Source organism: Enterobacter sp. BNK-16 (assembly GCF_048684955.1).
Taxonomy (GTDB): Bacteria; Pseudomonadota; Gammaproteobacteria; order Enterobacterales; family Enterobacteriaceae; genus Enterobacter; species Enterobacter bugandensis.
This window is the reverse complement of record NZ_JBLQTQ010000001.1, coordinates 464,281-479,879: the sequence shown is the minus strand read 5'-3', so window position 1 is coordinate 479,879 and position 15,599 is coordinate 464,281. Positions and strand designations below refer to the sequence as shown.

14 protein-coding genes are annotated in these 15,599 nt (G+C 59.7%); 7 read left to right on the top strand and 7 right to left on the bottom strand.

From position 1 onward, the window contains the following. Window positions 1-181 precede the first annotated feature (181 nt). Window positions 182-1,180 (bottom strand): Gfo/Idh/MocA family protein, encoded by a 999-nt coding sequence (locus ACMGGH_RS02280; RefSeq protein WP_028014500.1) that lies wholly within the window; start codon window positions 1,178-1,180, stop codon window positions 182-184. 70 nt (window positions 1,181-1,250) lie between these two features. After that, a complete protein-coding gene (locus tag ACMGGH_RS02275) occupies window positions 1,251-1,754 on the bottom strand; it encodes a YgjP-like metallopeptidase domain-containing protein (protein ID WP_023333531.1) in 504 nt (167 codons plus the stop codon). Between the two features lie 83 nt (window positions 1,755-1,837). Between ACMGGH_RS02275 and rlmG the strand changes: the two genes are divergently transcribed. Beyond that, complete coding sequence (gene rlmG / locus ACMGGH_RS02270; RefSeq protein WP_028014499.1) at window positions 1,838-2,974, top strand: 23S rRNA (guanine(1835)-N(2))-methyltransferase RlmG; 1,137 nt, start codon at window positions 1,838-1,840, stop codon at window positions 2,972-2,974. Here rlmG and ACMGGH_RS02265 read toward each other — a convergent pair. The 3 genes from ACMGGH_RS02265 to lsrR all read right to left on the bottom strand — a co-directional run bounded on the left by ACMGGH_RS02265 (window position 2,971) and on the right by lsrR (window position 7,762). Next, window positions 2,971-4,992, bottom strand: a complete 2,022-nt coding sequence (locus tag ACMGGH_RS02265; protein WP_045260114.1) for an NADPH-dependent 2,4-dienoyl-CoA reductase — start codon at window positions 4,990-4,992, stop codon at window positions 2,971-2,973. The two genes, rlmG and ACMGGH_RS02265, sit on opposite strands and share 4 nt — an antisense overlap. 185 nt (window positions 4,993-5,177) lie before the next feature. Continuing rightward, on the bottom strand, window positions 5,178-6,758 hold the full coding sequence (gene lsrK, locus ACMGGH_RS02260) for an autoinducer-2 kinase (RefSeq protein ID WP_420299060.1): 1,581 nt from the start codon (window positions 6,756-6,758) through the stop codon (window positions 5,178-5,180). A 32-nt stretch (window positions 6,759-6,790) separates the two neighbouring features. Then, on the bottom strand, window positions 6,791-7,762 hold the full coding sequence (lsrR, locus tag ACMGGH_RS02255; RefSeq protein WP_045260116.1) for a transcriptional regulator LsrR: 972 nt from the start codon (window positions 7,760-7,762) through the stop codon (window positions 6,791-6,793). A 215-nt stretch (window positions 7,763-7,977) separates the two neighbouring features. Here lsrR and lsrA point away from each other — a divergent pair, with 215 nt between their 5' ends. From lsrA to lsrG, 6 genes are read left to right on the top strand one after another with little or no spacing between them, the layout of a single operon-like run. After that, a complete protein-coding gene (lsrA, locus tag ACMGGH_RS02250; protein WP_232948998.1) occupies window positions 7,978-9,465 on the top strand; it encodes an autoinducer 2 ABC transporter ATP-binding protein LsrA in 1,488 nt (495 codons plus the stop codon). Then, window positions 9,462-10,493: an autoinducer 2 ABC transporter permease LsrC gene (gene lsrC / locus ACMGGH_RS02245; protein ID WP_048958740.1), complete on the top strand. Its 1,032-nt coding sequence runs from the start codon at window positions 9,462-9,464 to the stop codon at window positions 10,491-10,493. Before lsrA ends, lsrC begins: the two co-directional genes overlap by 4 nt. Then, window positions 10,494-11,471: an autoinducer 2 ABC transporter permease LsrD gene (lsrD, locus tag ACMGGH_RS02240; RefSeq protein WP_047367088.1), complete on the top strand. Its 978-nt coding sequence runs from the start codon at window positions 10,494-10,496 to the stop codon at window positions 11,469-11,471. A 1-nt stretch (window position 11,472) separates the two neighbouring features. Further along, window positions 11,473-12,474 carry an autoinducer 2 ABC transporter substrate-binding protein LsrB gene (gene lsrB / locus ACMGGH_RS02235; protein ID WP_420299059.1) on the top strand — a complete coding sequence of 334 codons (1,002 nt, stop codon included), beginning with the start codon at window positions 11,473-11,475 and terminating at the stop codon, window positions 12,472-12,474. Between the two features lie 11 nt (window positions 12,475-12,485). Further along, entirely contained in the window at window positions 12,486-13,373 is an 888-nt protein-coding gene (gene lsrF, locus ACMGGH_RS02230) for a 3-hydroxy-5-phosphonooxypentane-2,4-dione thiolase (RefSeq protein ID WP_028014491.1), read from the top strand. Then, window positions 13,370-13,663, top strand: coding sequence for a (4S)-4-hydroxy-5-phosphonooxypentane-2,3-dione isomerase (lsrG, locus tag ACMGGH_RS02225; RefSeq protein WP_044597614.1), 294 nt, complete (start codon window positions 13,370-13,372; stop codon window positions 13,661-13,663). Before lsrF ends, lsrG begins: the two co-directional genes overlap by 4 nt. A 46-nt stretch (window positions 13,664-13,709) precedes the next feature. Here the strand turns inward: lsrG and ACMGGH_RS02220 are convergent, their stop codons facing one another. Both ACMGGH_RS02220 and ACMGGH_RS02215 read right to left on the bottom strand, forming a co-directional pair. Then, window positions 13,710-15,101, bottom strand: a complete 1,392-nt coding sequence (locus ACMGGH_RS02220) for a fimbria/pilus periplasmic chaperone (protein WP_420299058.1) — start codon at window positions 15,099-15,101, stop codon at window positions 13,710-13,712. Continuing rightward, a complete protein-coding gene (locus ACMGGH_RS02215; RefSeq protein WP_028014487.1) occupies window positions 15,067-15,597 on the bottom strand; it encodes a fimbrial protein in 531 nt (176 codons plus the stop codon). Before ACMGGH_RS02215 ends, ACMGGH_RS02220 begins: the two co-directional genes overlap by 35 nt. Between the last annotated feature and the right edge of the window lie 2 nt (window positions 15,598-15,599).

The window sequence follows — 15,599 nt, the reverse complement described above, 5'->3', positions numbered from 1 at the left end:
CATAGACCTCGCCTTCCGGCAAGGTCTCACTTACAACCACGAAGGTTGCCCGGCGACCGGATGCATATTTTACGCATCGTAATGACGATCCACCGGCGAAGAAGTTACTCCCCTTTGCAGGTAACAAAATATGTCAGACCATCGGTTTCGTCAATGGCCTGCGCCGTTTCATTACACAGCTTTACGCGATCGCTTCCGCGCCTATGCCGTCTGCCGGGAACACCACGCCGGTCTGGCGGCGGATCTCGGTTTGCAGCTTCGCCGTGGTGCGGCTTACCGCAAGGCCTGGGTGATTCACTTCGTTGTCTTCCACCAGACGGGCGAAGACCTCTGCCTCATAGAGCATAGTGTTAATATGCTGAGGCTGCGTCAGTTCCTGCGCTTTGCCGCCGCGCGGCACGAAGCTCACCTTCTGGCATTCGGAGATCTTCTCGATGACCAGCGACCCGGCTTCGCCCTGAATTTCGCTCGGCAACACGGAATCGCTCACCTTGGAGTGCTGCAGCGTGACGCTAAAATCACCGTAGTCCAGCACCACCAAACCGTGTGCATCCACGCCGCTCTCCAGCAGGCTGGCGGTGGCCGTAACGCCGTGCGGCTCGCCCCACAGCGCTACGGCAGAGGCCAGGCAGTAAAAACCGATATCCATAATCGAACCGTTTGAGAAGGCCGGATTAAAGGTATTCGGATTCTCGCCGTCCAGATAGCGCTGATAGCGCGACGAATACTGGCAGTAGTTGATAAAGGCTTTGCGCACTTTGCCAATTTTCGGCAGGGACTGCTGCAGCAGAAGGAAATTCGGCAGGCTGGCGGTTTTGAACGCTTCGAACAGCACCACCTGGTTTTCGCGGGCAAGCGCAATGGCCGCTTCCACTTCTTCGATATTCGACGCCAGCGGCTTCTCGCAAATCACGTGCTTTTTATGGCCGAGAAACAGCGCCGTTTGCGGGAAGTGCAGGGAGTTCGGGCTGGCGATATAAACCGCGTCAATGGCGTCGCTTTGCGCCATTTCATCCAGGGAGGTGAAGAGATGCTCGACGAGGTAGTCGTTAGCAAAACTCTGCGCCTGCTCAAGGCTGCGGGAATAGACTGCGGTGAGTTTAAGTTTGCCGGTTTCGTGGGCGGCGTCGACGAACTGGCGCGTGATCCAGTTCGTTCCAATGACTGCGAAACGTATCATAAACGTTTACGTACTCCGTAGCGGGGAACCTTTAGCCACTGTAGCACGGGATTATTGCAAAACCAGTGCGCTATTCCGCATTACCATTTAACGATAAATGCGTAAGCCACAGGCGGGTATCAAACTCCAGCTGGTGATACTGCGGCTCCATGTGGCAGCACAGGGAATAGAACGCTTTGTCGTGCTCTTTCTCTTTCAGGTGCGCCAGCTCATGCACCACGATCATCCGCAGAAAGGCTTCCGGCGCGTTACGGAAAACCGTCGCCACGCGGATTTCCGCCTTAGCCTTCAGCTTGCCGCCCTGCACGCGGGAGATGGCGGTGTGCAGGCCGAGCGCGTTTTTCAGCACGTGGATCTTGTTGTCGTACATCACCTTGTTGATCGGCGGCGCGCTCTTCAGATATCGGCTTTTCAGATCCTGCGTATACTGCCAGAGGGCCTTATCGGTCGCGAAATCGTGCGTGCCGGGATAGCGCTTTTCCAGCACCGCGCCGAGCTTCTGCTCGGCAATCAGGCTGCGAACCTGAGTCAGTAAATGCTCCGGGTAGCCCTGGAGATAAGTAAGTTGGTTCATCAAAAGCCCAAATTAATGCGAAAACGGGTATACTCACGCACCCTTTTCAGGGATACGCCAAATTTTACCATTCAGGAGGGCCGATGAGCCACTTAGACAACGGTTTCCGTTCACTCAACCTTAAACGTTTCCCGGAAACGGACGACGTAAACCCGCTTCAGGCGTGGGAAGCGGCGGATGAATATCTGCTGCAGCAGTTGGATGAGACTGAAATCCGCGGCCCGGTTCTGATCCTGAATGACGCGTTTGGTGCCCTGGGCTGCGCCCTGGCAGAGCACACGCCGTACAGCATTGGCGATTCCTACCTGAGCGAACTGGCGACGCGTGAAAACCTGCGCCATAACGACATCGACGAGTCCAGCGTGAAGTTCCTCGACAGCACCGCGGACTACCCGCAGGCGCCGGGCGTTGTATTGATCAAAGTGCCCAAAACCATGGCGCTGCTGGAGCAGCAGCTGCGCGCGCTGCGCAAAGTCGTCACGCCGGAAACCCGCATCATTGCGGGTGCCAAAGCGCGCGATATTCACACCTCAACGCTGGAGCTGTTCGAGAAAGTGCTCGGCCCGACCACAACCACGCTGGCCTGGAAAAAAGCGCGCCTGATCAACTGCACCTTCAGCGCACCGGAGCTGGCCGACGCGCCGGAGACGCTGAGCTGGAAACTGGAAGGCACCGACTGGACCATCCATAACCATGCGAACGTTTTCTCCCGCACCGGGCTGGATATTGGGGCGCGTTTCTTTATGGAGCATCTGCCGGAAAACCTGGAAGGGGAGATTGTCGATCTGGGCTGCGGCAACGGCGTGATTGGCCTGACGCTGCTGGCGAAGAATCCGGAAGCCAGCGTGGTGTTCAGCGACGAGTCGCCGATGGCGGTGGCCTCCAGCCGTCTGAACGTGGAAACCAACATGCCGGAAGCTGTGGATCGCTGCGAATTTATGATCAACAACGCGCTCTCCGGCGTTGAGCCTTTCCGCTTCAACGCCGTGTTCTGCAACCCGCCGTTCCACCAGAAGCACGCCCTGACGGATAACGTCGCGTGGGAGATGTTCCACCACGCGCGCCGCTGCCTGAAAATCAACGGCGAGCTGTATATCGTGGCGAACCGTCACCTGGACTACTTCCACAAGCTGAAGAAGATTTTCGGCAACTGCGTCACCATTGCGACCAATAACAAGTTTGTGGTGCTGAAAGCGGTGAAGCTGGGGCGTCGTCGCTAAATAACCAGTGCAAGCTGGGTGCCCTGCGCAATCGCCCGCCGCGCATCCAGCTCCATCGCCACGTCGCACCCGCCGATCAAATGCACCGTTTTACCCGCTTCGCGCAGCGGATCGGCCAGATCGCGCTTTGGCTCCTGTCCGGCGCACAAAATCACATGATCCACGCGCAGCAGCTGCGGTTCACCACCGATCAGCACATGCAGCCCGTCGTCGTCGATCTTCTGGTAGCTCACCCCCGGGATCATCTTCACCCCGCGCGAGAGCAGGGTGGCGCGGTGGATCCAGCCCGTGGTTTTGCCCAGCCCTTCACCCGGCTTGCTGGCCTTACGCTGGAGCATCACGATCTGGCGCGGGCTTTTCGGCAGCTGCGGCCCTTCCGGCCGTAATCCGCCGGACTGGCTCAGGCTGGTATCAATGCCCCATTCTACGCAAAACTCGGCGATGTTCTGGCTGGTGGCCTCGCCCGGCTGGCTTAAATACATCGCGGTATCAAAGCCGATCCCGCCGCAGCCGATAATCGCCACCTTCTCGCCAACGGGCGCTTTGTCACGCAATACGTCCAGATAGCTCAACACCTTCGGATGATCGATACCCTCGATTGCAGGCGTGCGCGGTGCGATCCCGCTCGCGAGGATCACCTCGTCGAAACCGATCAGATCCGCCGCGCTGACAAGCTGGTTAAGCCGCAGATCAACACCCGTCAGATCGATCATCCGGCGGTAGTAGCGCAGGGTTTCATAGAACTCCTCTTTGCCGGGGATCTGTTTGGCGATATTAAACTGCCCGCCAATTTCACCGGCGGCATCAAACAGCGTCACGCTGTGCCCGCGCGAGGCGGCATTCACCGCAAACGCCAGCCCAGCGGGGCCAGCGCCCACCACGGCCAGGCGTTTTTTATTGACCGTCGCAACCACCGGCATTTTGGTTTCATGGCAGGCGCGGGGGTTCACCAGGCATGAGGTGACTTTGCCGGCGAAGATCTGATCCAGACAGGCCTGGTTACAGCCGATGCAGGTGTTGATCTCATCCGCACGGCCGCTTTGCGCTTTAGAGAGCAGTTCGGCATCCGCGAGGAACGGACGCGCCATCGATACCATATCGGCGTCGCCGCGTGAGATCACATCGTCCGCCACCTGCGGGTCGTTAATGCGGTTAGTGGTGACCAGCGGAACGGAGACTTTGCCTTTCAGCTTGCGCGTTACCCAACTGAACGCCGCGCGCGGCACCGGCGTGGCGATGGTCGGGATGCGCGCTTCGTGCCAGCCAATCCCGGTGTTGATAATCGTGGCACCTGCGGCTTCAATCGCCTGCGCCAGCTGCACGGTTTCGTCGAAGGTGCCGCCGCCCTCCACCAGGTCGAGCATCGACAGGCGGAAGATAATAATAAAGTCCGCGCCCGCACGTTCGCGCACTGCGCGCACCACCTCCACGGCAAAGCGCATCCGGCGGGCATAGTCACCGCCCCATTCGTCGTCGCGCTGGTTGGTGCGTGCGGCGAGGAATTCGTTAATCAGATAGCCTTCAGAGCCCATCACCTCCACGCCGTCGTAGCCCGCCTCACGCGCCAGCGCGGCGCAGCGGGCAAAATCGTCGATCAGCGCCAGGATCTCGTCGTGGCTGAGGGCGTGAGGGGTAAAGCGGTTAATCGGCGCCTGAATAGCCGATGGCGCAACCAGCTTTGGCTGATAGCTGTAGCGCCCGGTATGCAGAATTTGCAGGGCGATTTTGCCGCCTTCGTTATGCACCGCGTCCGTGACAATGCGGTGATGCGGCAGCTGTGTCGCATCATTCAGAACTGCGCCGCCCTCCATCGTCACGCCTGAAGGGGCAGGGGCTACGCCGCCGGTGACAATCAGCGCCACCCCGTGGCGGGCGCGTTCGGCATAGAAGGCTGCCAGGCGCTCGGCTCCGTCCGGACGCTCTTCCAGCCCGGTGTGCATCGAGCCCATCAGCACGCGGTTTTTGAGGGTGGTAAACCCCAGCTCGAGGGGGGCGAATAGCGACGGGTAGCGGCTCATAGTCTCTTCCAGTGTAAAATTATTGTTATGTGGTCGGATGAGTTACTAATTTAGCCAGCGGCAGCAGAAAGGTAAAAGCGGGATCGAATGATTGTGATAGATCTCAAAGAACTTCCCCGGTGGCGCTACGCTTACCGGGGCTACAAAACTCCAGGACGGATAAGCGCAGCGCCATCCGGCGTTATTTACGGCGTCGCTGCCCGCGCTAACCCCGGCGCCTGCCACATCGACGTGGTCAGCCCGCTGTCCACCAGCCCGAGCTGATCCGCGTACACCGCCTGCCACTTCTCCATCATGCCGTCGTACAGCTCCCGGTGCTGCGGGTTTGGCGTAAACTCGCGGCTCCACTTCACCAGCCGCTCGCCCGTCGAGGCCATATCCGCAAACAGCCCCGCACCCGTTCCGGCGGCAATGGCGCAGCCGAGCGCCGTTGCCTCTTTGACTTCCGGCACGCGCACCGGCAGGCCGGTGACGTCGCTTAAAATCTGGCTCCACAGGGCGCCCTTTGCGCCGCCGCCCGCAAACACCAGGCTATCAAACGTCACGCCGGAGAAGCGCGAAATCTGCGTCAGGTTACAGGCCGAGACGATTGCCGCGTTCTCCTCCAGGGCGCGGAACAGCGTCGCTTTGTTGCACTTTTCCGGGTCGATGGAGAGGTTAATAAACGACGGCGCAGCGTGGTACCACTGCTTAAAATGCATCGCGTCGGAAAAGATTGGCATTACGCCGTGGGAGCCAGCGGGCACGCGGTTCGCCATCTCTTCCAGCAGGGAATAGGTGTCCATCCCCATCCGCTCGGCAATCAGCTTTTCCTCGGCGCAAAAGGCGTCGCGGAACCAGCGCATGGTCAGCCCGGTAAAGAAGCTGATCGACTCCGCCTGCGCCATGCCGGGGATAACGTGCGGGTTCACGCGGATGTTCATCTCAGGGTCGGTGCGCACCTGCGGCAGGTTAACCACCTGCTGCCAGAAGGTGCCGCCCAGCACCGCCGTTTGTCCGGCGCGGACCACGCCCAGCCCCAGGCAGCCCAGCTGCACGTCGCCGCCGCCCATCACTACCGGCGTGCCCTCGCGTAAACCGCTCTGCTGTGCGGCTTCTTTCGTGATGGCCCCCAGCACGGTGCCGGTCTCTTTTACCGGCGAGAGAATATCGGCGCGCAGCCCGGCCATGTCGAGCAACGCCGGACGCCAGTCGCGTGAAAAGAGATCCAGCATGCCGGTGGTGCCCGCGTTAGACGGATCGACCGCCAGCTCGCCGGAGAGCTTTGCCGCCAGCCAGTCGCTGATCATGGTGATAGTGGCGGCCTTACGATAAATATCCGGGCGATGATGCGCCAGCCAGAGCAGGCGCGGCATGGCGCTAAGGGCAAGCGTCTGGCCGGAAACGTCATACACTTCGGATTCAAAACGGTAGTCGTGGATCTCTTTGAGTTCAGCCACCTCGCGGCTGGCGCGGGCGTCAACGTTGGCGCAGGCCCAGATGGCCTCGCCGCTGCGGTCGTACAGCACGATCCCTTCGCGCATCGAACAGCAGGCGACGGACTGAATATCCGCCGCGCTCAGGTGCGCACGCTCCAGCGCCTGCTGAATGCACCGGCAGGCCAGCTGCCAGTTGGTGTCGAGATCGAACTCCATCGACCCCGGCACGTTCTCCACGCTCAGGTGCTTCCACTCGGCCTGGCCGACGGCAATCTGGTTGCCCTGTAAATCGAAAATCACGGCGCGAACGCTGCCTGTCCCTGCATCTAACGCTAAAAGGTAACTCATGAGCTTGCCTCGCTGTTAGCGCAGGGCGACTCTTATTCGGCCAGAGCCAGCACCGCGCGGGCTGTCGTCTCTTCCGTCACCAGGCCATTAATACGGCGACCTTTCAGTGCGGCATAAATCGCATCGGCTTTCTCTTCCCCACCGGCCACGCCGACGATGGTGGGCAGTTGCGCCAGTTCATCGAGCGTGACGCCCAGTAATTCTTTGTGGATCTCCAGCTCCTCGACGCATTCCCCTTCGGCGTTAAGGAAATAGCCGAGAATGTCGCCCACCGCCCCTTTACGGGCGTACATCAGCTGTTCACCTTCGCTGATATAGCCGGAGCGCAGTATCGTCGCGTCACGGCGCTGGTTCACGGAACCAATGCCGACCACCGCCACGTCAGCGGCGGTCGCAGCGAGGATCACGTCCCGCACGCTGGTTTCGCGCTTTAAGATCCCGGCGACTTCCGCAGATGAGACGCGAAGCGGGGCGGGGATCATGCTGACGCTGCAGGCCGCATCCAGCTGGCCGATACCGGTCATGTACGGCCCCACGCCGCCGGAAAGCGTCACCAGGCGGATCTGCTGCGAGCTGATAAAGCCGCTTAAGTGTTGCAGGCTGCTCATGGTGGTTTCACCGAACCCCACCGCCAGCAGTTGGCCGGGCTCCAGCACGCCCATCAGCGACTGCGCCGCGCCAATGCCCAGCCGCACGTTCATCGGCGGGGTATTTAGGGCAGGCATCACGCGCACCAGCTTCAGGCCAAAGCGCTGCTGTAGCTCGGTTTCCAGCGACAGGCAGCCCTCGTAGCGGGAGTTGATCTGCACGCGGATCACCCCCGACTGGCGGCCTTTCTCCAGCAGGCGGGAGATCTTCAGGCGCGGCAGACCGAGCCGTTCGCCGATATCATTCTGGGTCAGCCCGTCGTGGTAGTAGCACCAGGCGACGCGCGCCACCAGCTCCTCTTCCGCCAGCGCCAGCCCGGCAAACCGTCCTTCTTCCGCAGTGCGTTTATCGCTCATAATTGAACTCTTATAAAAATTTAGATCATATGTTCGTAATGGCGCGGCGTGAAAATGTGAGCCACGCGGCAAAACGGATCTTTTAGATCGTTTCTGGTTAATCTGAATCTCAATCGATAAAACTGTGATCCCTGCACGGTTGTAAATATAGTTCACCGTCTACGCTTTTGAACATTATTAAATCTAAAAATCATTTGTTCAATAGCGGAGCGATGATGACACCACTTCTCAACGCGCGAAATATCAGCAAGCAGTTCTCAGGCGTGCCGGTCTTAAAAGGCATTGATTTCACGCTGCTTGCGGGGCAGGTGCACGCGCTGATGGGCGGTAACGGCGCGGGAAAATCGACGCTAATGAAGATCATCGCTGGGGTGGAAACGCCGGATAGCGGTGAACTTTCGGTTGCGGGCGAGTCTTTTGCACGGCTTACCCCGGCGCAGGCGCACCGGTTAGGCATTTATCTGGTGCCACAGGAGCCTCTGCTTTTCCCCAACCTGACCGTGCGGGAAAACATCCTGTTCCGCCTGCCGCGAGAGCGCGATCGGGAAAAGCGGCTGGCGGAGAAACTCCAGCAGCTGCAATGTCAGCTTAATCTCGACGCAACGGCCAGCACCCTGGAAGTGGCGGACCAGCAGATGGTTGAGATCCTTCGCGGGCTGATGCGCAACGCCAGAATTCTGATCCTCGACGAGCCCACGGCCTCGCTGACGCCCGGTGAAACCGAACGGCTGTTTCGCCAGATCCGCGCCTTACAGGCGCTCGGCGTCGGGATTGTCTTTATCTCGCATAAGCTGCCGGAAATCCGCACGCTGTCGAGCCGCGTTTCGGTGATGCGCGACGGCGCGGTGGTGCTCAGCGGCGAAACCGCCCAGTTTGACGACAGCGCCCTGATCGCCGCCATGACGCCGGTCAGCCGCGAGAAAGGCTTAAGCGATGCGCAAAAGCTGTGGCTGGCGCTGCCGGGCAATCGCCGCACCCAGCCGCAGGATTTTCCGGTGCTGCGCGTGGAAGATCTCACCGGAGAGGGCTTTATCGATCTCAGCCTGGAGATTTACGCCGGGGAGATCGTCGGCCTTGCCGGACTGGTCGGATCCGGGCGCACCGAGTTTGCCGAAACGCTCTACGGCCTGCGTCCCGTACGCGGCGGGCGGGTGTGGCTGGAGAGCCGGGAGATCACCTCCGATCCGGTGGGTTCACGTCTGGAAAAAGGGCTGGTTTATCTGCCGGAAGACAGGCAGGTGTCCGGCCTGTTTCTCGACGCGCCTGTCCGCTGGAACACGGTGGCGCTGAACGAGCCGTCGCTCTGGCAGCAGCGAAAGCGGGAGTCTGCGGTGGTGGAGCGCTATCACCGGGCGCTGGGGATCAAGCTCAATCATGCGGATCAAACCGTGCGCACGCTCTCCGGCGGCAACCAGCAGAAGGTGCTGCTGGCGCGCTGTCTGGAGGCCAATCCTTTATTGCTGATCGTCGATGAGCCGACGCGCGGCGTGGACGTGTCGGCGCGCGCCGATATCTACCAGCTCATTAAAAGCGTGGCGGCGCAGAATGTTGCGGTGCTGATGATCTCAAGCGATCTCGATGAATTTCCCGGCCTCGCGGACCGCGTGCTGGTGATGCATCAGGGCGTACTCAGCGGCGAGCTGCCGCGCCACGCCGTCAGTCTCGATCGGATGATGGCGCTGGCGTTTGGAGGACAATCATGAAGATCTTACTCAAAAACCGCGAGCTGAGCGCGTTTCTTGCCATTCTGGCGCTGTTCGCCGTGCTGGTGGCGCTGAATCCGTCCTACTTCAGCCTGCAAACGCTGGGGATGATCTTCGCCAGCGCGCAGATCCTGATCCTGCTGGCCATCGGTGCGGCGCTGGTGATGCTGACCCGCAATATCGACGTCTCCGTGGGCTCGACCGTCGGGCTGTCCGCCATTGCCGTCGGCGTGGCGCTCAACGGTGGCTACAGCCTGCCGGTATCGATACTTTTTGCGCTGTCGATTGGCGCGCTGGCGGGGGCGTTCAACGGTTTTCTGGTGGTGGGGCTGCGCATTCCGGCGATTGTCGCCACCCTCGGCACGCTGGGGCTGTACCGCGGAGCGATGCTGCTCTGGACGGGCGGAAAGTGGATTGAAGGGCTGCCGCCGGGGCTGAAATCTCTCTCCGAGCCTGCCGCCATCGGCATTTCACCGCTCGGCGTGGGAGTGTTGATTCTCGTGGTCGTTGGCGCGTGGGGGCTATCGCGCACCGCGTTCGGGCGTGATTTTTACGCGGTGGGGGATAACCTCGCCGCCGCGCGCCAGCTGGGCGTGGCGGTGAACCGCACGCGCATGATCGCCTTCACCCTCAACGGCATGCTGGCAGCCTGCGCCGGGATTGTTTTTGCCGCCCAGATCGGCTTTGTGCCCAACCAGACCGGCAGCGGGCTGGAAATGAAAGCCATTGCCGCCTGCGTGCTCGGCGGCATTTCGCTGCTGGGCGGCACCGGCACGCTGGTCGGTGCGTTCCTCGGCGCGTTTTTCCTTACTCAAATCGACACCGTGCTGGTGCTGTTCAGGCTACCGGCGTGGTGGAACGACTTCATCGCTGGGCTGGTGCTGCTGGGCGTGTTGGTGCTCGACGGGCGGCTGCGCCAGGCGCTGTCACGCCATCAGCGGGCGCTGAAGTACGGCCGGTTCCAGCCTGGCAACAGAGGGGGAAAGCACGTCACCCCCTTTCCCAAACGCAACAAAGAGGTGGCGTAAATGAGGCTCAACTGGGAAAGCGCGCTGCTGATATTGCTGGTGCTGGAGATCCTGCTCTTCGGCGCCATTAACCCGCGCATGCTCGACGTTAACATGCTGCTGTTCAGCACCAGCGATTTCATCTGCATCGGCATCGTGGCGCTGCCGCTGACGCTGGTGATTATCAGCGGCGGGATCGACATTTCGCTGGGCTCCACCATCGGCCTGTGCGCCATCGCGCTGGGGGTGATGATGCAGGCGGGGTGGCCCATGACGATCGCCGTTCCGCTGACGCTGCTTCTTGGCCTGCTGTGTGGGCTGGTGAATGCGGCGCTGATCCACTACACCGGCATCAGCCCTTTAGTCATTACCCTCGGCACGCTCTACCTCTACGGCGGCGGCGCGTTACTGCTCTCCGGCATGGCGGGGGCGACGGGCTACGAGGGCATCGGCGGCTTCCCGGACGGTTTTACCGCGTTCGCTAACCTCACGGTGCTGGGGCTGCCGATCCCGCTGGTGCTGTTCGCGGTGATTACCGCCTTTTTCTGGCTGATTACCCATCGCGGGCGCTTTGGCCGCCATCTGTTTTTAATCGGCCAGAATCCGCGCGCGGCGCGCTATGCGGCGCTGTCGGTGAACGGCATGCCCTACGCGCTGTACGGTCTGGTGGGCGTGGCGTCGGCGGTGGCCGCGCTGGTGATGGTCTCCTATTTCGGCTCTGCGCGTTCGGATCTGGGGCGCGATTTGCTGATGCCCGCGCTCACCGCCGCCGTACTCGGCGGGGCAAATATTTACGGCGGTTCAGGGTCGGTGCTGGGTACGGCGCTGGCGGCGCTGCTGGTGGGTTATCTCCAGCAGGGATTACAGATGGTCGGCATCCCCAACCAGGTGTCGAGCGCGCTGTCGGGGGCGCTGCTGGTTGTGGTGGTGATGGGACGTTCGCTAAGTCTGCACCGCGAATGGGTGCGATCTCTCTTCAGAAAACTATCCGGAGCGTAAGATGAAAACAAAACTGCTCGTCCTGGCAATGGCCCTCAGCTTCGCTTCGGCGCAAGCGGCGGACCGCATTGCCTTTATCCCCAAGCTGGTGGGCGTGGGTTTCTTCACCAGCGGCGGCAACGGCGCGAAAGAGGCGGGGAAAGATCTTGGCGTGGACGTGACCTACGACGGCCCGACAGAGCCGAGCGTTTCCGGCCAGGTGCAGCTCATCAACAACTTCGTCAACCAGGGCTATAACGCCATTATCGTCTCCGCCGTGTCGCCGGACGGCCTCTGCCCGGCGCTGAAGCGCGCGATGCAGCGCGGCGTGAAGGTGCTGACCTGGGATTCCGACACCAAACCGGAGTGCCGCAGCATTTATATCAACCAGGGGACGCCGGAACAGCTCGGCGGCCTGCTGGTGGAGATGGCGGGCAAACAGGTCACCAAGCCGAATGCCAAAGTGGCGTTCTTCTACTCCAGCCCAACCGTTACCGACCAAAACCAGTGGGTGAAAGAGGCGAAGGCCAAAATCGAGAAACATCACCCCCAGTGGCAGATCGTGACCACCCAGTTTGGCTATAACGACGCCACCAAATCTCTGCAGACCGCCGAGGGGATCTTAAAAGCGTATCCGGATCTGGACGCGATCATCGCGCCGGACGCCAACGCCCTGCCGGCGGCGGCGCAGGCGGCGGAAAACCTGAAGCGGGAAGGGGTGGCGATTGTCGGCTTCAGCACGCCGAATGTCATGCGTCCGTACGTTGAGCGCGGGACGGTGAAAGCCTTCGGCCTGTGGGATGTCGTACAACAGGGCAAAATTGCGGTCAATGTCGCCGATCGTCTGCTGAAAAAAGGCGATCTTAACCCTGGCGACAGCGTGGACGTAAAAGGTATCGGCGCGCTGAAGGTGGAGCCGAACAGCGTGCAGGGCTATCAGTATGAGGCGAAGGGCAACGGCATCGTGCTGCTGCCGGAGCGGGTGGTGTTCACCAAAGAGAACATCAGCAAATACGATTTCTGACGGGGGAGCAAATGGCTGATTTAGACGACATCAAAGACGGCAAGGATTTTGGCATCGGCACGCCGCAGCAGAATGTGCCGTTCACGCTGAAGGGCTGCGGCTCGCTGGACTGGGGCATGCAGTCCCGCCTGGCGCGCATCTTTAACCCGCAGAGCAACCGCACGGTGATGCTGGCCTTTGACCACGGCTACTTTCAGGGGCCGACCACCGGCCTTGAGCGTATTGATCTCTCCATCGCCCCGCTGTTTGGCGAAACCGACGTGCTGATGTGTACCCGTGGCATTCTGCGAAGCCAGGTGCCCGCCGCGACAAACAAACCGGTGGTGCTGCGCGCTTCCGGCGGTAACTCGATTCTAGGCGAGCTGTCGAACGAGTGCGTGGCGGTGGCGATGGAGGATGCCCTGCGCCTGAACGTCTGCGCGGTGGCGGCGCAGGTGTACATCGGAAGCGAGTTTGAGCATCAGTCTATCAACAACATCATCAAGCTTGTCGATGCAGGGGCGCGCTACGGCATGCCAACGCTGGCGGTAACGGGCGTCGGCAAGGAGATGGCGCGTGACGCGCGCTACTTCTCGCTCGCCAGCCGCATCGCCGCCGAGATGGGGGCGCAGTTCGTCAAAACCTACTACGTGGACGAGGGCTTTGAAAAAGTGACCGCCAGCTGCCCGGTGCCGATTGTGATCGCCGGGGGCAAAAAGCTGCCGGAGCTCGAGGCGCTGGAGATGTGCTGGCGGGCGATTGATCAGGGGGCGTCCGGCGTGGACATGGGGCGCAATATCTTCCAGTCCAGCGCGCCGCTCGCCATGCTGAAAGCGGTGAAAAAAGTGGTTCACGAGAACGTGAGCGCCCGGGAGGCGTTCCAGTTCTGGCAGGAAGAGAAACAGGGAGAAGCAAAATGAACGTGACGCTGGTTGAGATTAACATCAAGCCCGAGCGGGTGGACGAGTTTCTTGAGGTGTTTCGCGCCAACCATGAGGGGGCCATCAGGGAGCCGGGAAACCTGCGCTTTGACGTGTTGCAGGACCCGAGGGTGAAAACCCGGTTCTTTATCTACGAGGCCTACAAAGACGAAGAGGCGGTGCTGGCGCATAAGCAAACGCCGCACTATCTGGCGTGCGTGGATAAGCTTGAGGAGCTGATGTCAGAGCCGCGCAAAAAACGCAGTTTTGTGGGGCTGTTGCCGGAGTAATTCGATGCCCGATGACGCACTCATGCGCGTCATCGGGCATCCTGGCTTATCCTTTGGCTTTCTGGATCGCCATGATTAATGCATCGGAAGAGACGTTTCCTGACATCACGCTAATGCGCTGAATGACCGGATCTTTTTCCTGAGGTAAAACCACAAACGCCGGCGCGTTGGCAAAACCGATCTGCTTCACGAGCTTCACATTGTCCTGTAACACTTTGTTTGCCGACCCGGCCGAAGGCAATTTTTTAAAGATAAAACGGATATCCGGGTTGGCATGGATAAGCGTTTCTGTGACGTTGCAATTCACGCATTGCTCATCCACAAAAGACACCACGGCGACTTTTGCGTTGGCGGGCCCGACAATAGGATCGCCGCCAGCAAGCAGCTGCTCGCGATGGAGGATGACATTTTGCACCATGGCCTGTTGCTGCGCTATCTCCTGACGCTGGCGAAGGCTTTCCCCTGCCGCAACTAAAAATTCAGGATGTTCAGCGAGATAGGTAGAGACAATTTCACCCATTTTTTCAGGATGGGCGGCGAAATACGCTTCGGCGGCTTTTCCTGTTTGTTCAATCTGCTGTGGCGTTGCTTGCTCTGCCTGCGCTGCGGCTGAGAAAGTCAGGGTCGCGGCCAGCAGAAGCGAAAGGCGACGAAGAGAGGTTGAAAATTCCATTGATGTTATTCCGTAAAAGAGAGAGACGGGACTAGGACGCCAGTGCCTGTGTACGAACAGGCATAATGCGTCCATAGTCATTAATCGCTTGCCAGCGTACCTGGCATACCCCTGGGTCTGGACAACCCTCGAGCGCTCGCTAAAAGGGGCGACAAGGCCGCTATCAGCGATGTGCTTACCGCCGAGGCTGAGCTGATAAAGCGTGATGTAGTAAGGCGTCGGATTATTCACAACGACGTTTTTTTTGTTTCGTGACCAGCGTAAGGCCTGATAAGCATCATCAGGATTGCCGGTGAGCCCGGTGGGCCGATAAAAAAGTTTAAAGCGTGAACGTACCGCCGTTTGCACACCCGTGGTGTGCGGGTTAGCGGAAGGGATCGCCGCAACGTTTAACGTGAACAGCGTTTCCCGGTTCTCGGGTAACTTTCCTCCCGTAAATATCAGCCTAATCGTGTTTTCGCGTTGCGGACGCAATGAGAACAGTTGCGGCGTGGCCACAAATGCGGATTGAACCCCGAGTGGGGCATCCGCCCCAGTCCACAGGCCACCCGGCTCGACTTTGGTGTAGATCAGATACGATTCGTCAGAAGGGTTACGCACGGAAAAGCTGATCGATTTCTCACGTTCCGGATAGACAAACCGCGTTCCGCCGATCACCACGCCAGCTTGCGCCTGAAGCATGATGGTGGAGAGAAAAAAGAGAAGCAGGATCTTCGCCGGATAAACACACTTACGCATAATTGAGAATAAAGGTTGTCGTCGCATTTGCCGTTCCCGTGGTGACCTTGTTTGCGGTGGCAACATAGCGGGCGTAAAACTGGAGAGTCGCGTCGCTTTGATTAGGAATAATCATCGTCTTCTGGCTTTTACTTCCCATAGAGATGAGCGACTTGTCCTGGTTGTAAATTCCTACGCCGATACCGGTTGCGTAGCCTTCACCGCCGATGAGCGTCAGTAAATCCGGGTTTGCTGTATCGGGTGTGCCGTCAAAGGTAATACTGACTGAGCCTTCTGTTCCGGCACAGTTTTCCACATTAATAGCAAACGGATGATAATCAGCGCCCATACCTGACTGGGTGAAATATTTACTTTGCACGCTGTCCATTGTGACGGTCAGGTTCTGAGAATCAGGCGCGATACTGCACGTCTTTTTATGGATCACGCCAGTGATATAAATTGTACCGTCGTGCGCCAGTGTACGCGCTGAAAAAAATGGCACCAGAAAAAGCGCGGTGAATATTATTGTGAAAAACTTTTTCATTT

Excerpts from the sequence above, each read along its gene's own strand:
- ACMGGH_RS02220 (WP_420299058.1), bottom strand. The coding sequence starts at position 15,101 with ATGCGACGACAACCTTTATTCTCAATTATGCGTAAGTGTGTTTATCCG.
- lsrB (WP_420299059.1), top strand. The coding sequence starts at position 11,473 with ATGAAAACAAAACTGCTCGTCCTGGCAATGGCCCTCAGCTTCGCTTCG.
- lsrF (WP_028014491.1), top strand. The coding sequence starts at position 12,486 with ATGGCTGATTTAGACGACATCAAAGACGGCAAGGATTTTGGCATCGGC.
- lsrD (WP_047367088.1), top strand. The coding sequence starts at position 10,494 with ATGAGGCTCAACTGGGAAAGCGCGCTGCTGATATTGCTGGTGCTGGAG.
- lsrK (WP_420299060.1), bottom strand. The coding sequence starts at position 6,758 with ATGAGTTACCTTTTAGCGTTAGATGCAGGGACAGGCAGCGTTCGCGCC.
- rlmG (WP_028014499.1), top strand. The coding sequence starts at position 1,838 with ATGAGCCACTTAGACAACGGTTTCCGTTCACTCAACCTTAAACGTTTC.
- ACMGGH_RS02280 (WP_028014500.1), bottom strand. The coding sequence starts at position 1,180 with ATGATACGTTTCGCAGTCATTGGAACGAACTGGATCACGCGCCAGTTC.
- lsrA (WP_232948998.1), top strand. The coding sequence starts at position 7,978 with ATGACACCACTTCTCAACGCGCGAAATATCAGCAAGCAGTTCTCAGGC.
- lsrC (WP_048958740.1), top strand. The coding sequence starts at position 9,462 with ATGAAGATCTTACTCAAAAACCGCGAGCTGAGCGCGTTTCTTGCCATT.
- lsrG (WP_044597614.1), top strand. The coding sequence starts at position 13,370 with ATGAACGTGACGCTGGTTGAGATTAACATCAAGCCCGAGCGGGTGGAC.
- ACMGGH_RS02265 (WP_045260114.1), bottom strand. The coding sequence starts at position 4,992 with ATGAGCCGCTACCCGTCGCTATTCGCCCCCCTCGAGCTGGGGTTTACC.
- lsrR (WP_045260116.1), bottom strand. The coding sequence starts at position 7,762 with ATGAGCGATAAACGCACTGCGGAAGAAGGACGGTTTGCCGGGCTGGCG.
- ACMGGH_RS02215 (WP_028014487.1), bottom strand. The coding sequence starts at position 15,597 with ATGAAAAAGTTTTTCACAATAATATTCACCGCGCTTTTTCTGGTGCCA.
- ACMGGH_RS02275 (WP_023333531.1), bottom strand. The coding sequence starts at position 1,754 with ATGAACCAACTTACTTATCTCCAGGGCTACCCGGAGCATTTACTGACT.